15 protein-coding genes and 1 tRNA gene are annotated in these 14881 nt (G+C 53.1%); 7 read left to right on the top strand and 9 right to left on the bottom strand.

What is annotated here, in order from left to right:
* Positions 1 to 35 precede the first annotated feature (35 nt).
* The 5 genes from glyA to CAP48_RS07070 all read left to right on the top strand — a co-directional run bounded on the left by glyA (position 36) and on the right by CAP48_RS07070 (position 3902).
* Positions 36 to 1280, top strand: a complete 1245-nt coding sequence (gene glyA / locus CAP48_RS07050; protein ID WP_100695289.1) for a serine hydroxymethyltransferase — start codon at positions 36 to 38, stop codon at positions 1278 to 1280.
* A gap of 55 nt (positions 1281 to 1335) precedes the next feature.
* Positions 1336 to 1836 carry a transcriptional regulator NrdR gene (nrdR, locus tag CAP48_RS07055; protein ID WP_100695290.1) on the top strand — a complete coding sequence of 167 codons (501 nt, stop codon included), beginning with the start codon at positions 1336 to 1338 and terminating at the stop codon, positions 1834 to 1836.
* 119 nt (positions 1837 to 1955) lie between these two features.
* Complete coding sequence (gene ribD / locus CAP48_RS07060) at positions 1956 to 3092, top strand: bifunctional diaminohydroxyphosphoribosylaminopyrimidine deaminase/5-amino-6-(5-phosphoribosylamino)uracil reductase RibD (RefSeq protein WP_100695291.1); 1137 nt, start codon at positions 1956 to 1958, stop codon at positions 3090 to 3092.
* 3 nt (positions 3093 to 3095) lie between these two features.
* Positions 3096 to 3701 (top strand): riboflavin synthase, encoded by a 606-nt coding sequence (locus CAP48_RS07065; protein ID WP_100695292.1) that lies wholly within the window; start codon positions 3096 to 3098, stop codon positions 3699 to 3701.
* A 113-nt stretch (positions 3702 to 3814) separates the two neighbouring features.
* Positions 3815 to 3902, top strand: a tRNA-Ser gene (locus CAP48_RS07070).
* A 615-nt stretch (positions 3903 to 4517) separates the two neighbouring features.
* Here CAP48_RS07070 and mgtE read toward each other — a convergent pair.
* Complete coding sequence (gene mgtE / locus CAP48_RS07080; RefSeq protein WP_100695293.1) at positions 4518 to 5858, bottom strand: magnesium transporter; 1341 nt, start codon at positions 5856 to 5858, stop codon at positions 4518 to 4520.
* 669 nt (positions 5859 to 6527) lie between these two features.
* Here mgtE and CAP48_RS07090 point away from each other — a divergent pair.
* Complete coding sequence (locus CAP48_RS07090; protein ID WP_197707246.1) at positions 6528 to 6692, top strand: DNA-binding protein; 165 nt, start codon at positions 6528 to 6530, stop codon at positions 6690 to 6692.
* Here CAP48_RS07090 and CAP48_RS07095 read toward each other — a convergent pair.
* The 7 genes from CAP48_RS07095 to CAP48_RS07125 are packed head-to-tail and all read right to left on the bottom strand — an operon-like array spanning position 6689 to position 14138.
* On the bottom strand, positions 6689 to 8065 hold the full coding sequence (locus CAP48_RS07095) for an aspartate aminotransferase family protein (RefSeq protein WP_197707247.1): 1377 nt from the start codon (positions 8063 to 8065) through the stop codon (positions 6689 to 6691). The two genes, CAP48_RS07090 and CAP48_RS07095, sit on opposite strands and share 4 nt — an antisense overlap.
* Positions 8066 to 8101: 36 nt before the next feature.
* Positions 8102 to 8953 carry an ABC transporter permease gene (locus tag CAP48_RS07100; RefSeq protein ID WP_100695296.1) on the bottom strand — a complete coding sequence of 284 codons (852 nt, stop codon included), beginning with the start codon at positions 8951 to 8953 and terminating at the stop codon, positions 8102 to 8104.
* Positions 8950 to 9789, bottom strand: a complete 840-nt coding sequence (locus CAP48_RS07105) for an ABC transporter permease (RefSeq protein ID WP_100695297.1) — start codon at positions 9787 to 9789, stop codon at positions 8950 to 8952. Before CAP48_RS07105 ends, CAP48_RS07100 begins: the two co-directional genes overlap by 4 nt.
* A gap of 11 nt (positions 9790 to 9800) precedes the next feature.
* Complete coding sequence (locus tag CAP48_RS07110) at positions 9801 to 10826, bottom strand: ABC transporter substrate-binding protein (protein ID WP_100695298.1); 1026 nt, start codon at positions 10824 to 10826, stop codon at positions 9801 to 9803.
* Between the two features lie 39 nt (positions 10827 to 10865).
* Positions 10866 to 11915 (bottom strand): ABC transporter ATP-binding protein, encoded by a 1050-nt coding sequence (locus tag CAP48_RS07115; RefSeq protein WP_100695299.1) that lies wholly within the window; start codon positions 11913 to 11915, stop codon positions 10866 to 10868.
* Positions 11912 to 13216: an aspartate aminotransferase family protein gene (locus tag CAP48_RS07120; protein WP_100695300.1), complete on the bottom strand. Its 1305-nt coding sequence runs from the start codon at positions 13214 to 13216 to the stop codon at positions 11912 to 11914. The genes CAP48_RS07115 and CAP48_RS07120 overlap by 4 nt, the downstream gene beginning before the upstream one ends.
* Before the next feature lie 34 nt (positions 13217 to 13250).
* Positions 13251 to 14138, bottom strand: a complete 888-nt coding sequence (locus tag CAP48_RS07125) for a MurR/RpiR family transcriptional regulator (protein WP_100695301.1) — start codon at positions 14136 to 14138, stop codon at positions 13251 to 13253.
* Positions 14139 to 14202: 64 nt separating this feature from the next.
* Here CAP48_RS07125 and CAP48_RS07130 point away from each other — a divergent pair, with 64 nt between their 5' ends.
* Positions 14203 to 14472: a hypothetical protein gene (locus tag CAP48_RS07130; protein ID WP_153045660.1), complete on the top strand. Its 270-nt coding sequence runs from the start codon at positions 14203 to 14205 to the stop codon at positions 14470 to 14472.
* A 74-nt stretch (positions 14473 to 14546) separates the two neighbouring features.
* On the opposite strand, the gene CAP48_RS07135 is transcribed toward CAP48_RS07130, so the two are convergent.
* Positions 14547 to 14879 (bottom strand): cytochrome c, encoded by a 333-nt coding sequence (locus CAP48_RS07135; RefSeq protein ID WP_100695303.1) that lies wholly within the window; start codon positions 14877 to 14879, stop codon positions 14547 to 14549.
* Between the last annotated feature and the right edge of the window lie 2 nt (positions 14880 to 14881).

Genomic DNA, 14881 nt, shown 5'->3' on the forward strand with positions numbered 1-14881 from the left:
TTTTATTCAATTATCCGATTCATATAGGACACGTTATGTTTGACCGCTCGCTAACTCTTGACAAGGTAGATCCTGAACTCTGGAGTGCCATTCAACAAGAAAATACCCGTCAGGAGCAGCACATCGAACTGATTGCTTCTGAAAACTACACCAGCCCTGCCGTCATGCAGGCGCAAGGCACACAGTTGACCAACAAGTACGCGGAAGGCTATCCTGGCAAGCGCTACTACGGCGGCTGCGAATTCGTCGATATTGCTGAAGAGTTGGCCATCGCGCGCCTCAAAGAGCTGTTTGGCGCCGAAGCGGTCAACGTGCAGCCCAATTCCGGCTCACAAGCCAATCAGGGCGTGTACATGGCGGTGCTCAAACCCGGCGACACCGTGCTGGGCATGAGCCTGGCAGAGGGCGGTCACCTGACGCATGGCGCGTCGGTCAATGCATCGGGCAAACTGTACAACTTCATCCCTTATGGCCTGGATGAAAACGAAGTACTCAACTATGAGCAGGTTGAACAGCTGGCCAAAGAACACAAGCCAAAAATGATTGTAGCGGGCGCCTCTGCCTACTCACTGCAAATCGATTTTGAACGCATGGCTAAAATTGCCCATGATAATGGCGCATACCTGATGGTCGACATTGCTCACTACGCAGGCCTGGTTGCCGGCGGCCAGTATCCGAACCCGGTGCCGCATGCCGACTTTGTCACGTCAACTACGCACAAATCGTTGCGCGGCCCGCGCGGCGGCGTGATCATGATGAAGGCAGAGCACGAGAAAATCATCAACTCGGCCATTTTCCCCGGCATTCAGGGCGGCCCGCTCATGCATGTTATCGCCGGCAAGGCCGTGGCATTCAAAGAAGCGCTTAGTCCGGAATTTTCCGACTATGCAAAGCAGGTCGTTGCCAACGCCAAGGTACTGGCCGATACGCTGGTCAAGCGCGGCCTTCGCATTGTTTCAGGCAGGACCGAAAGCCACGTGATGCTGGTTGACCTGCGTGCCAAGGGCATTACCGGAAAAGTTGCCGAAGCCCGCCTGGGTGAAGCCCACATCACTGTTAACAAGAACGCTATTCCGAACGATCCGGAAAAACCGTTTGTAACCAGCGGCATCCGTCTGGGCACGCCGGCCATGACCACGCGCGGCTTTACCGAGGCTGAGGCGGAACTGACTGCCAACCTGATTGCCGATGTGCTGGACAACCCAGACGATGAGGCAAACATCGCAGCCGTTCGTGCTAAAGTAAATGAACTCACTGCGCGCTTTCCGGTTTACAAGTAAACCGCAAGTTATCGCCACGCATTAACCCTAACGCCCGGCACAGGACTTCTGTAATATGAAATGCCCGTTTTGTTCACACCACGATACACAGGTTATGGACTCGCGGGTATCCGAAGAAGGCGACACCATTCGCCGCCGCCGTCGGTGTCTTTCCTGTGACCGGCGCTTCACGACATACGAACGTATTGAGCTAGCCATGCCTGCCGTGGTCAAGCGCAATGGCACCCGTACCGAGTTTGATCCGGCAAAGCTGCAGGCCAGCCTGCGGCTGGCATTGCGTAAACGCCCGGTCAGCACCGAACTGCTGGAGCGGGCGGTTGCTCGCATCCAGGAGTCGCTACTCAATTATCCTGAAAAAGAAGTCTCGACCGATCACATCGGTGAACTCGTCATGAGCGAACTCAAGCAACTGGACCAGGTTGCCTATGTACGGTTTGCCTCGGTTTACAAAAGCTTCCAGGATATCGAAGAGTTCGTCAACGCCATCAAGGAAATGCAAAAACCGGTCAAGCCACAGCACACCGGCAATCGTCCGGACGCAGCGGATAACGCCTGATACGTCTTATCGCACGGGGAAGTTATTACATGTTGGCGGTATCGCTTAGTGGTAGGCATGTTGGAATACGGACATGACAATCCCGGGCACACTGACCCTTTATCACGGAATATCGGTTTATGAATGATCAGGATTATATGGATCGGGCATTGGCGCTGGCACGGAGCGTCATGTTCAGTACCAGTCCCAATCCTCGGGTGGGCTGCGTTATCGTCAACCAGGACCAAATCCTGGGCGAGGGCGCTACCCAGCCGCCTGGCGGGCCGCACGCGGAGGTATGCGCCATCTGCGACGCAGAGGCCAAGGGGCATACGCTGGCCGGATCAACCTTTTACGTGACGCTGGAGCCCTGCAGCCACCATGGCCGCACACCGCCTTGCGTGGATGCGCTGCTTGCGGCAAAACCTGCACGGGTTGTGATTGCAGCCAGAGATCCGAATCCGCTGGTGAGCGGGGCGGGCATTGGCAAGCTGCAGGACGCTGGAATCACGGTTGAAATTGGCCTGGGGCTTGAGCAGGCGCTGGAAATCAACCCAGGTTTTGTATCGCGCATGAGCATACAGCGTCCCTGGGTGCGCATGAAAATTGCCAGCACGCTCGATGGCAAGGTGGCTTTGAACAACGGCCGCTCGCAATGGATTACTGGCGGCCAGGCGCGCGCCGATGGCCACCACTGGCGTGCCCGCGCCTGCGTTATTCTCACCGGTTCGGGTACCGTGCGCGAGGACGATCCGCAGCTAACCGTACGCGACGTTGACACTCCGCGCCAACCCGTTCGGGCCGTCATCGACAGCCAGTTTGCCGTCGACGAAGACGCCCGGTTATTTGATGGCAACCCGGTCTGGATTTTCGTGACCGAGTACAACGTCGCCAAGGCCGAGCGGCTGGCTGCGCGCAATGTGCGAGTGATAACGGTAAACGAAAAGAACAGGCATGTGGACCTGAAAGCCGTGATGGCTTGGCTGGGTCAGCAGGACATTAACGAAGTGCATGTAGAAGCCGGGCCGGGTCTTAACGGCGCGCTGTTGCAAGCGGGGTGCGTGGACGAACTGCTGGTCTACCTGGCCCCGACCATTCTGGGCGATGCACGCTCGGCCGTCGCGCATACGCCATTTCATGTGCTGGCCGACGCCTATCGCTTTGAGTTCTTCGATACCGCCGCCTGCGGCAAGGACATGCGCCTGCGGGCCAGACTGCCTACACGCTGGAATCAATTACAATGGCAATCGGGCGGCACAAAGCCCGATATGGAGTAAAGAATGTTCACAGGAATTATCAGCGGCGTTGGCCGCATCAGCCAGGTCAAACCGGCAGGCAACAGCGCCGATGACGGTGTGCATCTGACGATCGAAGCAAATAATTTTGACTTGTCTGGAATCGGCCTGGGCGATTCGATCGCCGTGCAGGGCGCCTGCATGACAGTTGTATCATTGGGCGAAGGCACATTCCAGATCGACGTCTCGCGCGAAAGCCTGGACAAAACAACCGGCCTGGACAAGGCGGGCGAAGTGAATCTGGAGCGCTCGCTCAAAATGGGCGACTCCCTGGACGGCCACCTGGTGTCCGGACATGTCGATGGCATGGGACAGGTCACGCGCTTTGAGCAAGTGGGTGAGTCGCATGAGTTACGCATACAGGTACCGACAGCCCTTTCAAAATATCTGGCGTACAAAGGCTCGGTCACGGTCAATGGCGTAAGCCTGACCGTTAACTCCGTCACGGACAACGCCGACGGTTGCGAGATCAGTATCAACATCATCCCGCACACTCTGCAGGTAACAACGCTCAGGCACTTGAAAAAAGGGATAAAAGTGAATCTGGAAATCGATATGATTGCGCGTTATGTCGAAAGGATGCTAAAATAGCAGGCTAAATTGAGAACGGGCCAAAGCAAAGGCGATGGCTGTTGAGTTCCGAATCACGGGTCGGTGCCCGGGTGGTTTATAGGGTCTCGGCTGCTGTAGCGTTCTTAATAATAGGGTCGGTGGCCGAGTGGCTGAAGGCGCACGCTTGGAAAGCGTGTATACGGTAACGTATCGGGGGTTCGAATCCCCCCCAACCCGCCAGTGATTTTGTATATATCCAATAAAATCAATAAGTTATAATTTTGGATTTGTGCCTGATTGTGCTGGAATATAGCTGTTTATGGTATGTTTTGTCACTATTTCGTCACTCATGGAAAAGAGCAACAGCCTTGCTGCCAGCGGTTAAATTGGCATCTGGCATCCGCTAGCTATAAATCTTCGAAATCATCGTCCAGCCCGGGTGCCCCATTTGATTTGCAACCCACATTGGGTGCTTCGGCAGATAGCATCATACTGGCGTACGAGGGCCGTATCTGATAGGGATTCCGGTATTTCACACCGGCGCGGTCAAGCAGTTACATCCATTCATAGCGGATATAGCTGTCTCCCTGCCACGGATCACCTGTATGTGGGCTGACAAATATTGATCCGGCCCCAATCCTGGTGAACCGTGTCTGATCCTTCGGCGCATCGTAGGCTGGTTGTAACAACGTCTGCAAGTGATCGGGCTTGAATCCGTCATTCACTCTTCTAAAACAGCCCCTGCTATATTCCCTTCGCCTCTTTTACGAGCCACGCTCAGACGGATGCATTGCGCTGCACGTAAAATCACGACGCGATCAATTTAATGCTATTTTCGTAGAGTATTCATCGAGACTAGGGCATAACAAGGAGCGATTGGGCAATGCCGAAATAAATCAGTACGCCCGTAGCATCTGCGATTGAAGTGACTAGCGGAGTGCTGGCTGTTGCCGGATCCATGTGCAATTTGCTCAATACGAAAGGCAATAGCATGCCAATTATGCCCCCGACTATCACAATTAGAATCATTGAGAGGGAGATGACGAGAGCTATTTCGGGCCCTCCCCGGAAGACCCCTATAACTGCGATCGCAACGGCCATGCTCACCCCGAGCAAGGCCGCCACGACCAACTCTCGACCGAGTGATCGGCTCCAATCTGATACTTTAATTTCACCTGTCGCTAGTGCACGAATCATGAGTGTTGCGGATTGCGAGCCGGCATTACCGCCAGATGCAATCAGGATTGGCAGAAAGAACATTAGCGCCAAATGCGCAGCAATTGTATCTTCAAAATAGGCGATTCCAGCACCTGAGAAAATGTTCCCAAACACAAGCAGCATGAGCCATACGATCCTGGCTCGGTACAGCATGGAAATCGAAGCATTCCCAACACTTGATTCCAAATTCGTAACGGTGCTGACGCGATAAAAATCATCAGTAGCTTCGGCCTCCATGACGTCCAGGGCATCGTCGTGAGTGATAATGCCAACGAGACGGTCCGCGTCGTCTATGACCGGCAAAGCAAGCATGTCATAATGCGCGATCCGTCTTGCTGCGCTCTCTACGCCATCATCGACTCGAATAGCGTGAGTGTTGGTTTCCATGATGTCGGAAACCTTAGCCTGGGCCGGAGCGGTGATCAGGTCTTGCAAACGGACCGAGCCGAGCAATTTTCTGTCTGCATCGATTACATATGCGCGGTAGATTGTTTCTTTATCGGGAGCTTCATGACGAAGAACTGTCAAAGCTCTTGTGGCGCTTAACCCAGGAGGAAGTGCAGCATAGCCAGAGGTCATGATCGCGCCAGCAGTACCTTCCTCGTAAGCGGCAAGTTGGCGAATATCCTCTCGTTCTGCTTGGGCAAGCGCGGGCATTAGCGACTTTCGTTGCTCATCTGAAAGTTTCTTGTAGAGATCGGCCCTATCATCAGCCTTCATCCCCATGACAATAGCCGCCAGATCTTTGCGCCGTGTGACCGTCGCAAGAAGTGTTTGAAAGCCGGGATCGAAATAACTGAAGACGTACGATTGACGCGGTACCGGTGCCCGCCGCAAAATCTCCCATGCAGTAGCGGGCGCGAGATTTTGCAAGGCTTGCGCGAGGTCGGCTGGGTGTTCAACTGCCAGGGTTGCGTCTACCTGCTCCGCAGAGCCGGCCAAGAGTACATCCCGAATGTCGTTTGTGTTATTTTGCATTAGCGCCTCTACCGTGCCATGGGCGACACTGCCGGCTTATCATTTATTGCCATTGTTTGCCAGTGCACGAAATTGCAGAACAGAAAGTAGATATGCGAGTCAGCCGTGTTGTCCCGAAACTAGATCGCTCATCCAGTGTGAGCGCTATTTTGACGTTGGCTTGTAGCCCGGGGCATTTATGCTTCAGAGGGAAACTTCGACAAACTATTCGCGGACACTATTCTAACAAAGGCTAGAACATTCATGAGACTCTTTAGCAAAGAGTTCCAAGTTTAGTCGTGTCGGTCATTGAATCCAGCAAGTGTTTATCGGTAGGTGTTGTCATGCATTCTCTCGCTGCATAAAGGTGATCCAGTGGGTGTTTGCCCTGTTGCCTGTTGTGTGATCAAACAGAGGCTGCTGATCGGTCAAGGCAAGAATGTCCCCGACCTTGACCTGTGTATCGTTGCATTTGAAGATCAGTACGCCGTCCGGCTTGAGTACGCAGAAGCACTCAGAGAAGCCTTGGCGCAGGTCCTCTTGCCAGTCGACGCCCAAATTCCGTACTTCGCCCGCAGCCAGCTTGTATAGTCGACGCGCTGCAGGTGCGGCGGATCAAAGGCAATCAGATTGAACGTGTTGTCAGCAAAGTCCATCTGCACGGCTGGAGTGAATTAACGGAGGTCTGAAATGACCGCAATTACAAAATTTGATGTTGCTGAATACTTGGACAGCAAAGAAATGATCGCCGCCTATCTGAATGAGGCGATCAATGATGAAGATCCGAATACTTTTCTGATGGCGGTTGCTGATGTGGCAAAAGCCCGGGGGATGGCTCACCCCAAAATGGGTTAGTTGTTTTCCTGAGCTTCGAATGCTTTTAACGAGTCGTCGATAAGCTGGGCGATAACGTCGATTTCGGTGCTCGTTACTGTGAGGGGTGGGGCAACCATCAACCACTCGCCGAATTTTCCCTCTGCCGTGCGACGCGAGTAGAGCAGAAGACCACGCTCCATGGCAAGCGCAACAATCCTGGCAATCGCTTGTTCACTTGCAGGGAAGGTTTCGCGCGTTTCTTGATTCTTGACAATCTCAATGGCCATCAATAGTCCGCGGCCGCGCACGTCACCAAGTACGCGGCGGTGCCGTTGGATTTCACGCAAGTGGCTTTCTAGTCTCTGTCCCATCTTCGCCGCGTTTTCTGCAAGTCCCAATTCCAATGTTTCGGATACCGCCGCCAAACCGATGGCGCATGACAGCGGGTTGGATGAATAGGTGTATCCGTGCATAAAGCCGCCCGATTCGGCAATAACTTCTACCATGCGGGCGGACGTGAGAACGGCGCCTAGTGGTGTGTAACCTGAGGCCAGCCCTTTTGCCAGCGTAACGATATCGGGAGACGCGTCAGGCCAGTAGTGTGAGGCGAGAAACTTCCCGGCGCGTCCTACCCCGCACATGACCTCATCGTGGATGAGTAATACGCCATATTGAGAGCAAATTTCTCGCACGCGCCGATAATAGATATCGTGAGCAACGAGTGCACCGGTAGCCAAGCCCCCGATCGGCTCAAGAATGAAGGCTAGCACCGTGGTTTCGCCTTCCCGCAGAATCGTCCTTTCCAGTTCCTCGGCACAGGCCAACGCGTAGCTCTCTATTGTGTGTTCTTGGGGGATGCGGTAGGTAAAAGGCGCAGCGATTTTGGGCATGGGCCGAGTCAGGGGGCCGTACATGCGCTCGGATACAAAATCTCCGCTAATTGTCACGGCTCCTAATGTGGCTCCATGATAGCTGGGGTTGCGCGAGATGACTTTCCAACGGCTGGCTTGGCCAGTGAGCACCGCATACTGACGCGCCAGTTTAATTGCTGTTTCCGTGGCTTCCGAGCCACCAGACACAAAGAAGGCGCGCTCCAAGCCAGGCCCCGCGTGCATAGTTACCAAGTCCGCCAGTTGCCTATTGGGCTCATTTTCGAAGAAGAATCGACTGGCGTAGGAAACAAGCTTCATTTGTTGCTGAGCTGCTTGTGCGATCCGTGCGTTGCCATGACCCAGATTGACGGCGATTGGACCGGAGGACCCGTCAATATAGCGTTTGCCCTCGGTATCCCACAAATAGATGCCTTCTGCGCGCGCGACTACCGGTCGTTGCGCGGCACCGGGTTTCTGGTAGAACACTTGGACCGGACCGCCTGGCGACGGCTCGGGCTGCAGCATAACAGGTACGTTCATGTGAATGAGCTCAATAGATGACGTTAACGGATCAGATCAATGGCTACTGTCGACTCGTGGGCGATGATTGAGTTTGGCAGCAATAGCCATTAAAACCAGGCTTACGCAAATCAACACGGTCGCGATTGCGGTGATCCCCGGATTCACTTGCAGGATAAGCTCGTTGAACATGCGTTTTGGAATGGTTTCGTGTGTGCCGGCAACAAAGTTGGTGATCACCACTTCGTCAAAACTGGTGACAAACGCAAAAATCCATGCTGCTGCCGCACTAGGCATTAAATTAGGCAACAGGATACGGGTGAACATAGCAGTCCATGATGCGCCCAAGGTAAAGGCGACCTGTTCAATACGTTCATCGAAGGATCGGATCGCAACCGACATGATGAGAACGACGTATGGAATACCTAGCAAAGTATGGGCGAGCAGTAAACCAAAGAAGCTTCCAAGTAGCCCAGTTGCAGACAACGCCATATAAAGCGCCACGGCCAGAACGACAGAAGGAATGATGAGCGGGGCGATGAAGTTGCTTTGCAGCAGATCGCGGCCTTTGAATGTGCCGCGCGTCAAGCCGTATGCGCCAAGGCTGCCGAGCACCAGAGCCAATGTACTTGATAGAATGGCCAATATAGACGAGGTTTTTATGGCGGCCAACCAGCCAGCATCAGAGAAAACTTGCGCATACCAGCGTAGCGAGAAGCCTTGAGGAGGAAATTGCAAGGAACTGGATTCGCTAAAGGACATCGGTATGACGATAAACACCGGCAGCAGCAAAAAAAACAGGACGCCGATGGCCGTACCGGTAAGTAACAGGCGATTAAATTTACTAATGTAAGCCTCCGCTTGAAAGGAGCATTCGACCGGAGGCAGTGAGGGCTGTTGGCTTGTCATGTATGCCGTTGCTCCTTAGTGAATTTCAGATAGAAAGCGAACAGGATCAACGTGAGCAGCAGGAGAACAACCGAAATTGAAGAGGCGAGTTCCCAATCCGGCATCTGGTTGATCAGTAGATCTAGCATATTTGCGATCATCGGTACGCGACCGCCGCCTAGGATAGCAGGTGTGATATAAAAACCTAGTGACAGGATGAATACTAATATGGATCCCGCCGCGAGCGCAGGTATGCTCAGCGGAAAGAAAATGCGCCAGAAGATGGCGCTCGCGCTGGCGCCCAGCGTTTCGGCCGCGCTTAGCAGTTGATCATCGATTTTGGTCATGGACGCAAACAGTGGCAGAACCAGAAAGGGGAGCAGTACATTGATTGTTCCAATGACTACCCCGAGTTCGTTATAGAGCAAAGAGATCGATGTGTCGATCCAGCCCATCCCTATTAGGGCCCGATTCAGAATTCCGGCATTACCCAGGATGACGATCCAGGCATAGGTGCGCACCAGAATGCTGATCCAGAATGGTATTACGATGGCTGCCAGAGCAATGAGTTGCCATCTGGGACTCAGTTTGCGTAGCCAATAGGCGAGTGGATAACCCAGCAATACGCAAAAGAAGGTGGTCAGAACCGCGATCTTGAGTGTATTGCCGAGGACTTTCATGTAAACCGAGGCTTCAATGAGCGTAGCGTAGCTTGATAGGGTAGGTCCTTCGTCGCTGAAGACGCTTTTTCCCAACATGAGGAATAAAGGTAGGTTGAAACCCACCGCCATCACCAGCAATAGAGGAACAACCATCCAGAAGGGAGGCGAAAACAGCCTGTTTTGCATAGCGCTCATTGACGATTCCTTCACATGCCCAATTTGAATTCTTGCCAGCGGCGTTCTATCTGTTTGGCATTTTCAGCCGTCCAGGCAGGATCGCCCAGGGCTTGAACTGCCCTGTTATTGGGAGAGGTCGGATAGTCATCGAGCCGGTCGGCAGGCAACTTGCCTTGTATCTCTGGGCTAGCGCCGGTATAGGGTACATCTTCGGCGGCCCTGGCCTGGTTCTCGGCCTTGGACATTTCGGTCAACAGCCCCATGGCTGCTTCCTTGACATCGGGCGAGGCACCTTTGGGTACCGCGAAGTACGAGACTTGCAGAAAACCTTGCTTGTAAGTATATTCCAGGTTGGGATTGCCAACGATGCGACCTGACCAGGATGCAGCGTATTGCACTTCTTTATCTTCAAGAAGTTGTGGCGATTGGGCGCCGGCCTTCCACCAAACAGCGACATTGTTTTTGATCTTGTTAAGACTCTTGAAAGCGCGTTCGATATCCAAAGGATAGAGGTCTTCGGGTTTGACACCGTCAGCCAATAAAGCCAACGGTAAAGTATAGCCAGGATAATCGGGCAAGGCTCGTTTACCTGGAAAGTCTTTTACGTTCCAGAAATCGGCCCAACTGGTCATCGGTTTAGCACCTTTGGGCCATGCCATGATGGTGGAGAAGTATTGATAGCCGAAACCGTCGGGCAACTTAGCTTCGGGAAACATCGGATCGGGGTTGATTTTCTTCCAGTCCAACGGCTCGATCAAATCCATAGCTCGTGCTTGAATCAGATTGGTACTGCCCAACTCAACCAGGATGCTGGTGATGTTCTTGGAAGCAACCATGGCTTGCAGCTTGCCCAAGCTGGTAGGGCTTTCTCGCGTTACCTTAACCCCGGTGCGCGCAGTAAAAGGCTTAATATAGGCCGACTCGATCGATTCGCCGCTGGGGCCGCCTGATTCAAGAATTCGGAATTCTTTGACCTGGGCGTGGGTTAACCCGCCCAAGCACGAAAGCATGGCAGCTGTAATCATGCTAATGAGGGCCTGGTTCGTTGCTTTCATGTTGCTCTCCTTGATGGTTGATTAGGTCGTTATAGTGCACTAAGCTGCGATGACCCAGGCGTCCTCCGTTGCCCAGGTTATCTTGACCGGCTGGTCGGCCGAGAAGGCTTGTATTCCATGTACTAAAGCGACTGCATCCAGGCCGCTCGCGGTTTTGACATGTATGCGCGTGTGTTGGCCCAGATAGACGATTTCGGTCACTTTGGCATGTACACCTTGTGTTTCGTCGACATCTGTGACGCGAAGATGCTCTGGTCTTATCAGAAAATGCGCTGTGCCTTGGTAGGTGCAGTCCGGTGGGCATGGCAGTTGTTCGCCGGATGGTAAAGTCATGTACGGGGCGCCGTCGATAACCTTGGCCTGTCCTTGCCAAAGGTTCGCTGTCCCGATAAATTCAGCCACGAATTTGTTTATCGGTCTCCGGTAGGCTTGCTCGGGGGTTGCGACCTGCTGGATGCGTCCGCCATCCAGTAGCACGAGGCGAGTTGACAGAGATAGCGCTTCTTCCTGGTCATGGGTGACCATGATGGTCGTTACGCCGAGATTACGCTGTAACTGCCGTAATTCCAGTTGGACTTCTTCGCGTAATTTCTTGTCAAGCGCGCCTAACGGTTCATCCAGCAGCAAAATATCAGGCTCGAACACAAGGGCTCGCGCAAGGGCTACCCGCTGTTGTTGCCCGCCGGAAAGTTCGGTTTGTTTGCGGCTGCCAAAAGCTTGCAGTCGCACCATCTCCAGTGCATGTTTAACTCTCTTGTCGATTTCAGACTTAGGCAGCTTGCGGATCTTGAGGGGGAACGCGACATTGTCAAAAGCCGTCATGTGCGGAAACAAAGCATAGCTTTGAAATACCATACCCACGTTGCGTTTGGCGGGTGGCACTTGGGTCACGCTGCGCCCACCAATGAAAATCTCACCGCTCGAAGGAGTGAGCAGACCGGCAATCATCGAAAGAACTGTACTTTTCCCCGATCCACTGGGCCCGAGCAGTGTGACAAGTTCGCCCTGTTCGACGCGCAAGTCGGTAGGGGACACAACTTGTGTCTGGCCGAAATACTTGGTGATGCCGCGTAGTTCAATCGTACTCATGTTTGCAGGCTCTTTCGTTTCTCTACAAAATAGGCAACCGCGTCGACCAGTCTGTCAAATTCTTCTTCTCCCATAGGCAGCGATAAATTGAGCATGCCGCGTCGTGCAGGCCAGATGCCTTGCTCCAATAAATCAAAATAAAACAGATCGCGCAATGCCGAATTGGCATGTTTGAGATCACGGATGCTATTGATTTGCCCAGGGCACATATGCACATTCATCATTGATCCTAATCCGGTAAACTGCATCGGGAACGACGCCTTGGCGGCGATCACGTTTAGCCGTTCGCGCAGCCGATTGCCATTGGCGCTTAACTCAGCGGCTACTTCAGGCGTGAACACCTTGCCGTACGCCGTTGCGCCGGCGAACATTGTGAACACATTATTGTTGAAGGTACCGGCATGGCCAAGATAGCCTGGACGCAAGGGGTTGTATCTTTCCATAATGTCGGCACGCCCTCCGAAGGCGCCGAAGCTGAAGCCGCCGCCGATGTACTTGCCCAGAGTGGTCATGTCCGGCTTTAGGCCATGAGTTTCTTGCAAACCGCCGCCCGCAAGGCGTGAGGTCATCACTTCGTCCAGAATGAAAATGCAGTCGTGCTCATATGTCCAGTCTTCAATATGTTTGAGAAAATCACGTTTGGCCGGAATACATCCTCCCGACCCTTGGTGGGCTTCTATGATCACGCAGGCAATATCGTTTTTTTCGGCGTCAAGAAGAACCAATGTGCCTTCCCAGTCGTTGTATGGCGCCACGATAAAATCAAACGGTGCGGTCAACGGACTAAGTGCCCCGCTGAAGACGAACACGCCTCCATGATAGCCACCCTCGAAAACGACGACTTTGCTCTTGCCGGTGACCGCTCGGGCAGTCTGGATCGCGTACAGATTGGCTTCAGTGCCGGAGTTTGCGAAACGGACGCGTTCGATCGAAGGAAAGCGCCGACAGATCGCGGAAGCCAGCTCTGTCTCCTGCGGGATATGGCCTCCGCGGACCCAGCCAGTATCGAGAGCCGTTAGTACTGCCTGTTTGATATCCGGATGGGAGTGTCCAAATAACCCGGCCGTAAATTCGCCTAAATAGTCGATATAACGAGCGCCATCCGCCGATTCAACATGGCAGCCTTGAGCTGATACAAGCGTGATGGGAAATGGATCACTGAACAGTACGGTGCGGGTATTGCCCCCTGGCATGAACTCTGTCGCCGATATATGCTGTGCATGACTCTTTGGGTTGGCTGCCGCATAGTGTGCATGGGCATCTTGCAGGGCTTCTTGAACGGATTGGCTTTGCTTGGGCATTACAGTGTCTCAAAGTAGTTGTGCTAGCGTTGATCTAGCGGATTTCGATATTCAGCGCAGTGTCAATGCGTTCCCGGGCTTTTGCGACTTCGACGGCTGCCGGACCAATACATCTGGCGGTGGCTAGCAAAATGGTTTGGATAACGAAAAAATGAGCAGTCGAGGAATCAAAATAGAAGGGTTGATCTACGGCGATCGTCACACCGTTTTTGCCCGTGACTTCCAGCGGGGAGCCCACGTCTGTGATGGATAACACCTTGGCACCGACATCTTTAACCAGTTCAGTCGCTGTGGCTACGCTGCGGGTGTATGGGCTGAAAGACAAGGCCACCAGAAGATCGCCTTCGCCGATAGCCACCAGGTCCGACGTTAGTGTCTGCCCGGGCCCGCCAAGAATACGTACATTTTCGCGGATGGTCGCAAGATAGTTGCCCAGGAAGAAGCTCAATCCATACGTGGCGCGCAGTCCCAATACAAATACATTCCTGGCGTCCGCCAGCAGTTTGGCCGCTTGTTCGATATTTTTTGGATCAATCTGGTTAGCGGTAGCGAGCAACTTCTGGCACTCTGTTTCGGCATGATGGCGCAACAACTCCGGCTGGTTATTGTCGTGCGCTTCGAGCACGCGCTCATGAACGCGTGCACTATAAAATGGCTGCGTCTGGGTTACATGGCGACGAAAAATATCTTGTAGTTCGGTAAAACCAGAATAGCCCAAGCGCTTGCCCAGGCGAGTCAGCGTGGAGGGATCTACGCCGCTGTTAGCGGCAATTTCAGAAATGCTTCCCACAGCCGTTGCACCTGGCCGATTGAGCATGTCGGCCAAGACAGCCAAAGCTTTATTGCCTACACGGCCGCGTCCTGAACTATTGCGTTCGGTTTCAAGAAGGCGACGCAAATCTTCGACGGATTGAATTTGCATTTAGAAATTTTCCTTCGAATGTGCAAATATTGAATGCATTTTATATTTAATATGAAAATTTCAAATGCATGTTAACCCTAATGAACCCACCAGCATTGGTCCTTTGATAAAACTGGAACCATTAGCTCATATGCGTCTTTTTTGTTTGATGGATGAGGGAGGAGGTGTCAGGATTGCAGCAAAGCCAGACTGGTATCGCTCCATTATCAGCGTTATACAAATCACACTGAAAATAAAGGGCGAAATAGCGAGTGAAATAAATGACGGTGTAAATGCAAAACCCCCGCAATTCGATGAATTACGGGGGTTTTTTTATGCCTATTTTATCGTTTGAGACTTACAGCTATGTGTCAAGACCACTGACCCATAGCAATGCCCCTATAGAGCAAATCATGAGTCATCTATCATCTATTGCTCACCGCTCGTCGCGTGAACGATATAGGCCGCAATGGCATCTCTGGATGCCTCATCCAGAGAGTCGGCATAGGAGGGCATAACGCCCATGCCTTCTTCCAATACCTTTTTAATGCGTGCCGCATCGGGTTTTAGTTCATCCAGGTCGGGGCCGATAGTTCCGGCTGATCCCGCATCTTTCAGAGTGTGGCACACGGCACAGGCGGGCGCTGCATCCGACAAGAACAGGGCTTTACCCTTCTCCAGATCAGCTTCAGCCGCAAAACTGGGGCCTGCCACGCCTATCAACAGGGCGGCCATAGCGGCCGACAATACAACGTGCTTCATTT

Source organism: Advenella sp. S44 (genome assembly GCF_002810445.1).
Taxonomy (GTDB): Bacteria; Pseudomonadota; Gammaproteobacteria; order Burkholderiales; family Burkholderiaceae_B; genus Advenella.

What these genes read in the sequence shown, in the direction of transcription:
- mgtE (WP_100695293.1), bottom strand. Translation starts at nt 5,858, where the DNA reads ATGCAAAATAACACAAACGACATTCGGGATGTACTCTTGGCCGGCTCT.
- CAP48_RS07120 (WP_100695300.1), bottom strand. Translation starts at nt 13,216, where the DNA reads ATGCCCAAGCAAAGCCAATCCGTTCAAGAAGCCCTGCAAGATGCCCAT.
- CAP48_RS07110 (WP_100695298.1), bottom strand. Translation starts at nt 10,826, where the DNA reads ATGAAAGCAACGAACCAGGCCCTCATTAGCATGATTACAGCTGCCATG.
- CAP48_RS07090 (WP_197707246.1), top strand. Translation starts at nt 6,528, where the DNA reads ATGACCGCAATTACAAAATTTGATGTTGCTGAATACTTGGACAGCAAA.
- CAP48_RS07125 (WP_100695301.1), bottom strand. Translation starts at nt 14,138, where the DNA reads ATGCAAATTCAATCCGTCGAAGATTTGCGTCGCCTTCTTGAAACCGAA.
- CAP48_RS07130 (WP_153045660.1), top strand. Translation starts at nt 14,203, where the DNA reads ATGCATGTTAACCCTAATGAACCCACCAGCATTGGTCCTTTGATAAAA.
- CAP48_RS07135 (WP_100695303.1), bottom strand. Translation starts at nt 14,879, where the DNA reads ATGAAGCACGTTGTATTGTCGGCCGCTATGGCCGCCCTGTTGATAGGC.
- CAP48_RS07095 (WP_197707247.1), bottom strand. Translation starts at nt 8,065, where the DNA reads ATGAACGTACCTGTTATGCTGCAGCCCGAGCCGTCGCCAGGCGGTCCG.
- nrdR (WP_100695290.1), top strand. Translation starts at nt 1,336, where the DNA reads ATGAAATGCCCGTTTTGTTCACACCACGATACACAGGTTATGGACTCG.
- CAP48_RS07105 (WP_100695297.1), bottom strand. Translation starts at nt 9,789, where the DNA reads ATGAGCGCTATGCAAAACAGGCTGTTTTCGCCTCCCTTCTGGATGGTT.
- CAP48_RS07100 (WP_100695296.1), bottom strand. Translation starts at nt 8,953, where the DNA reads ATGACAAGCCAACAGCCCTCACTGCCTCCGGTCGAATGCTCCTTTCAA.
- glyA (WP_100695289.1), top strand. Translation starts at nt 36, where the DNA reads ATGTTTGACCGCTCGCTAACTCTTGACAAGGTAGATCCTGAACTCTGG.
- CAP48_RS07115 (WP_100695299.1), bottom strand. Translation starts at nt 11,915, where the DNA reads ATGAGTACGATTGAACTACGCGGCATCACCAAGTATTTCGGCCAGACA.
- ribD (WP_100695291.1), top strand. Translation starts at nt 1,956, where the DNA reads ATGAATGATCAGGATTATATGGATCGGGCATTGGCGCTGGCACGGAGC.
- CAP48_RS07065 (WP_100695292.1), top strand. Translation starts at nt 3,096, where the DNA reads ATGTTCACAGGAATTATCAGCGGCGTTGGCCGCATCAGCCAGGTCAAA.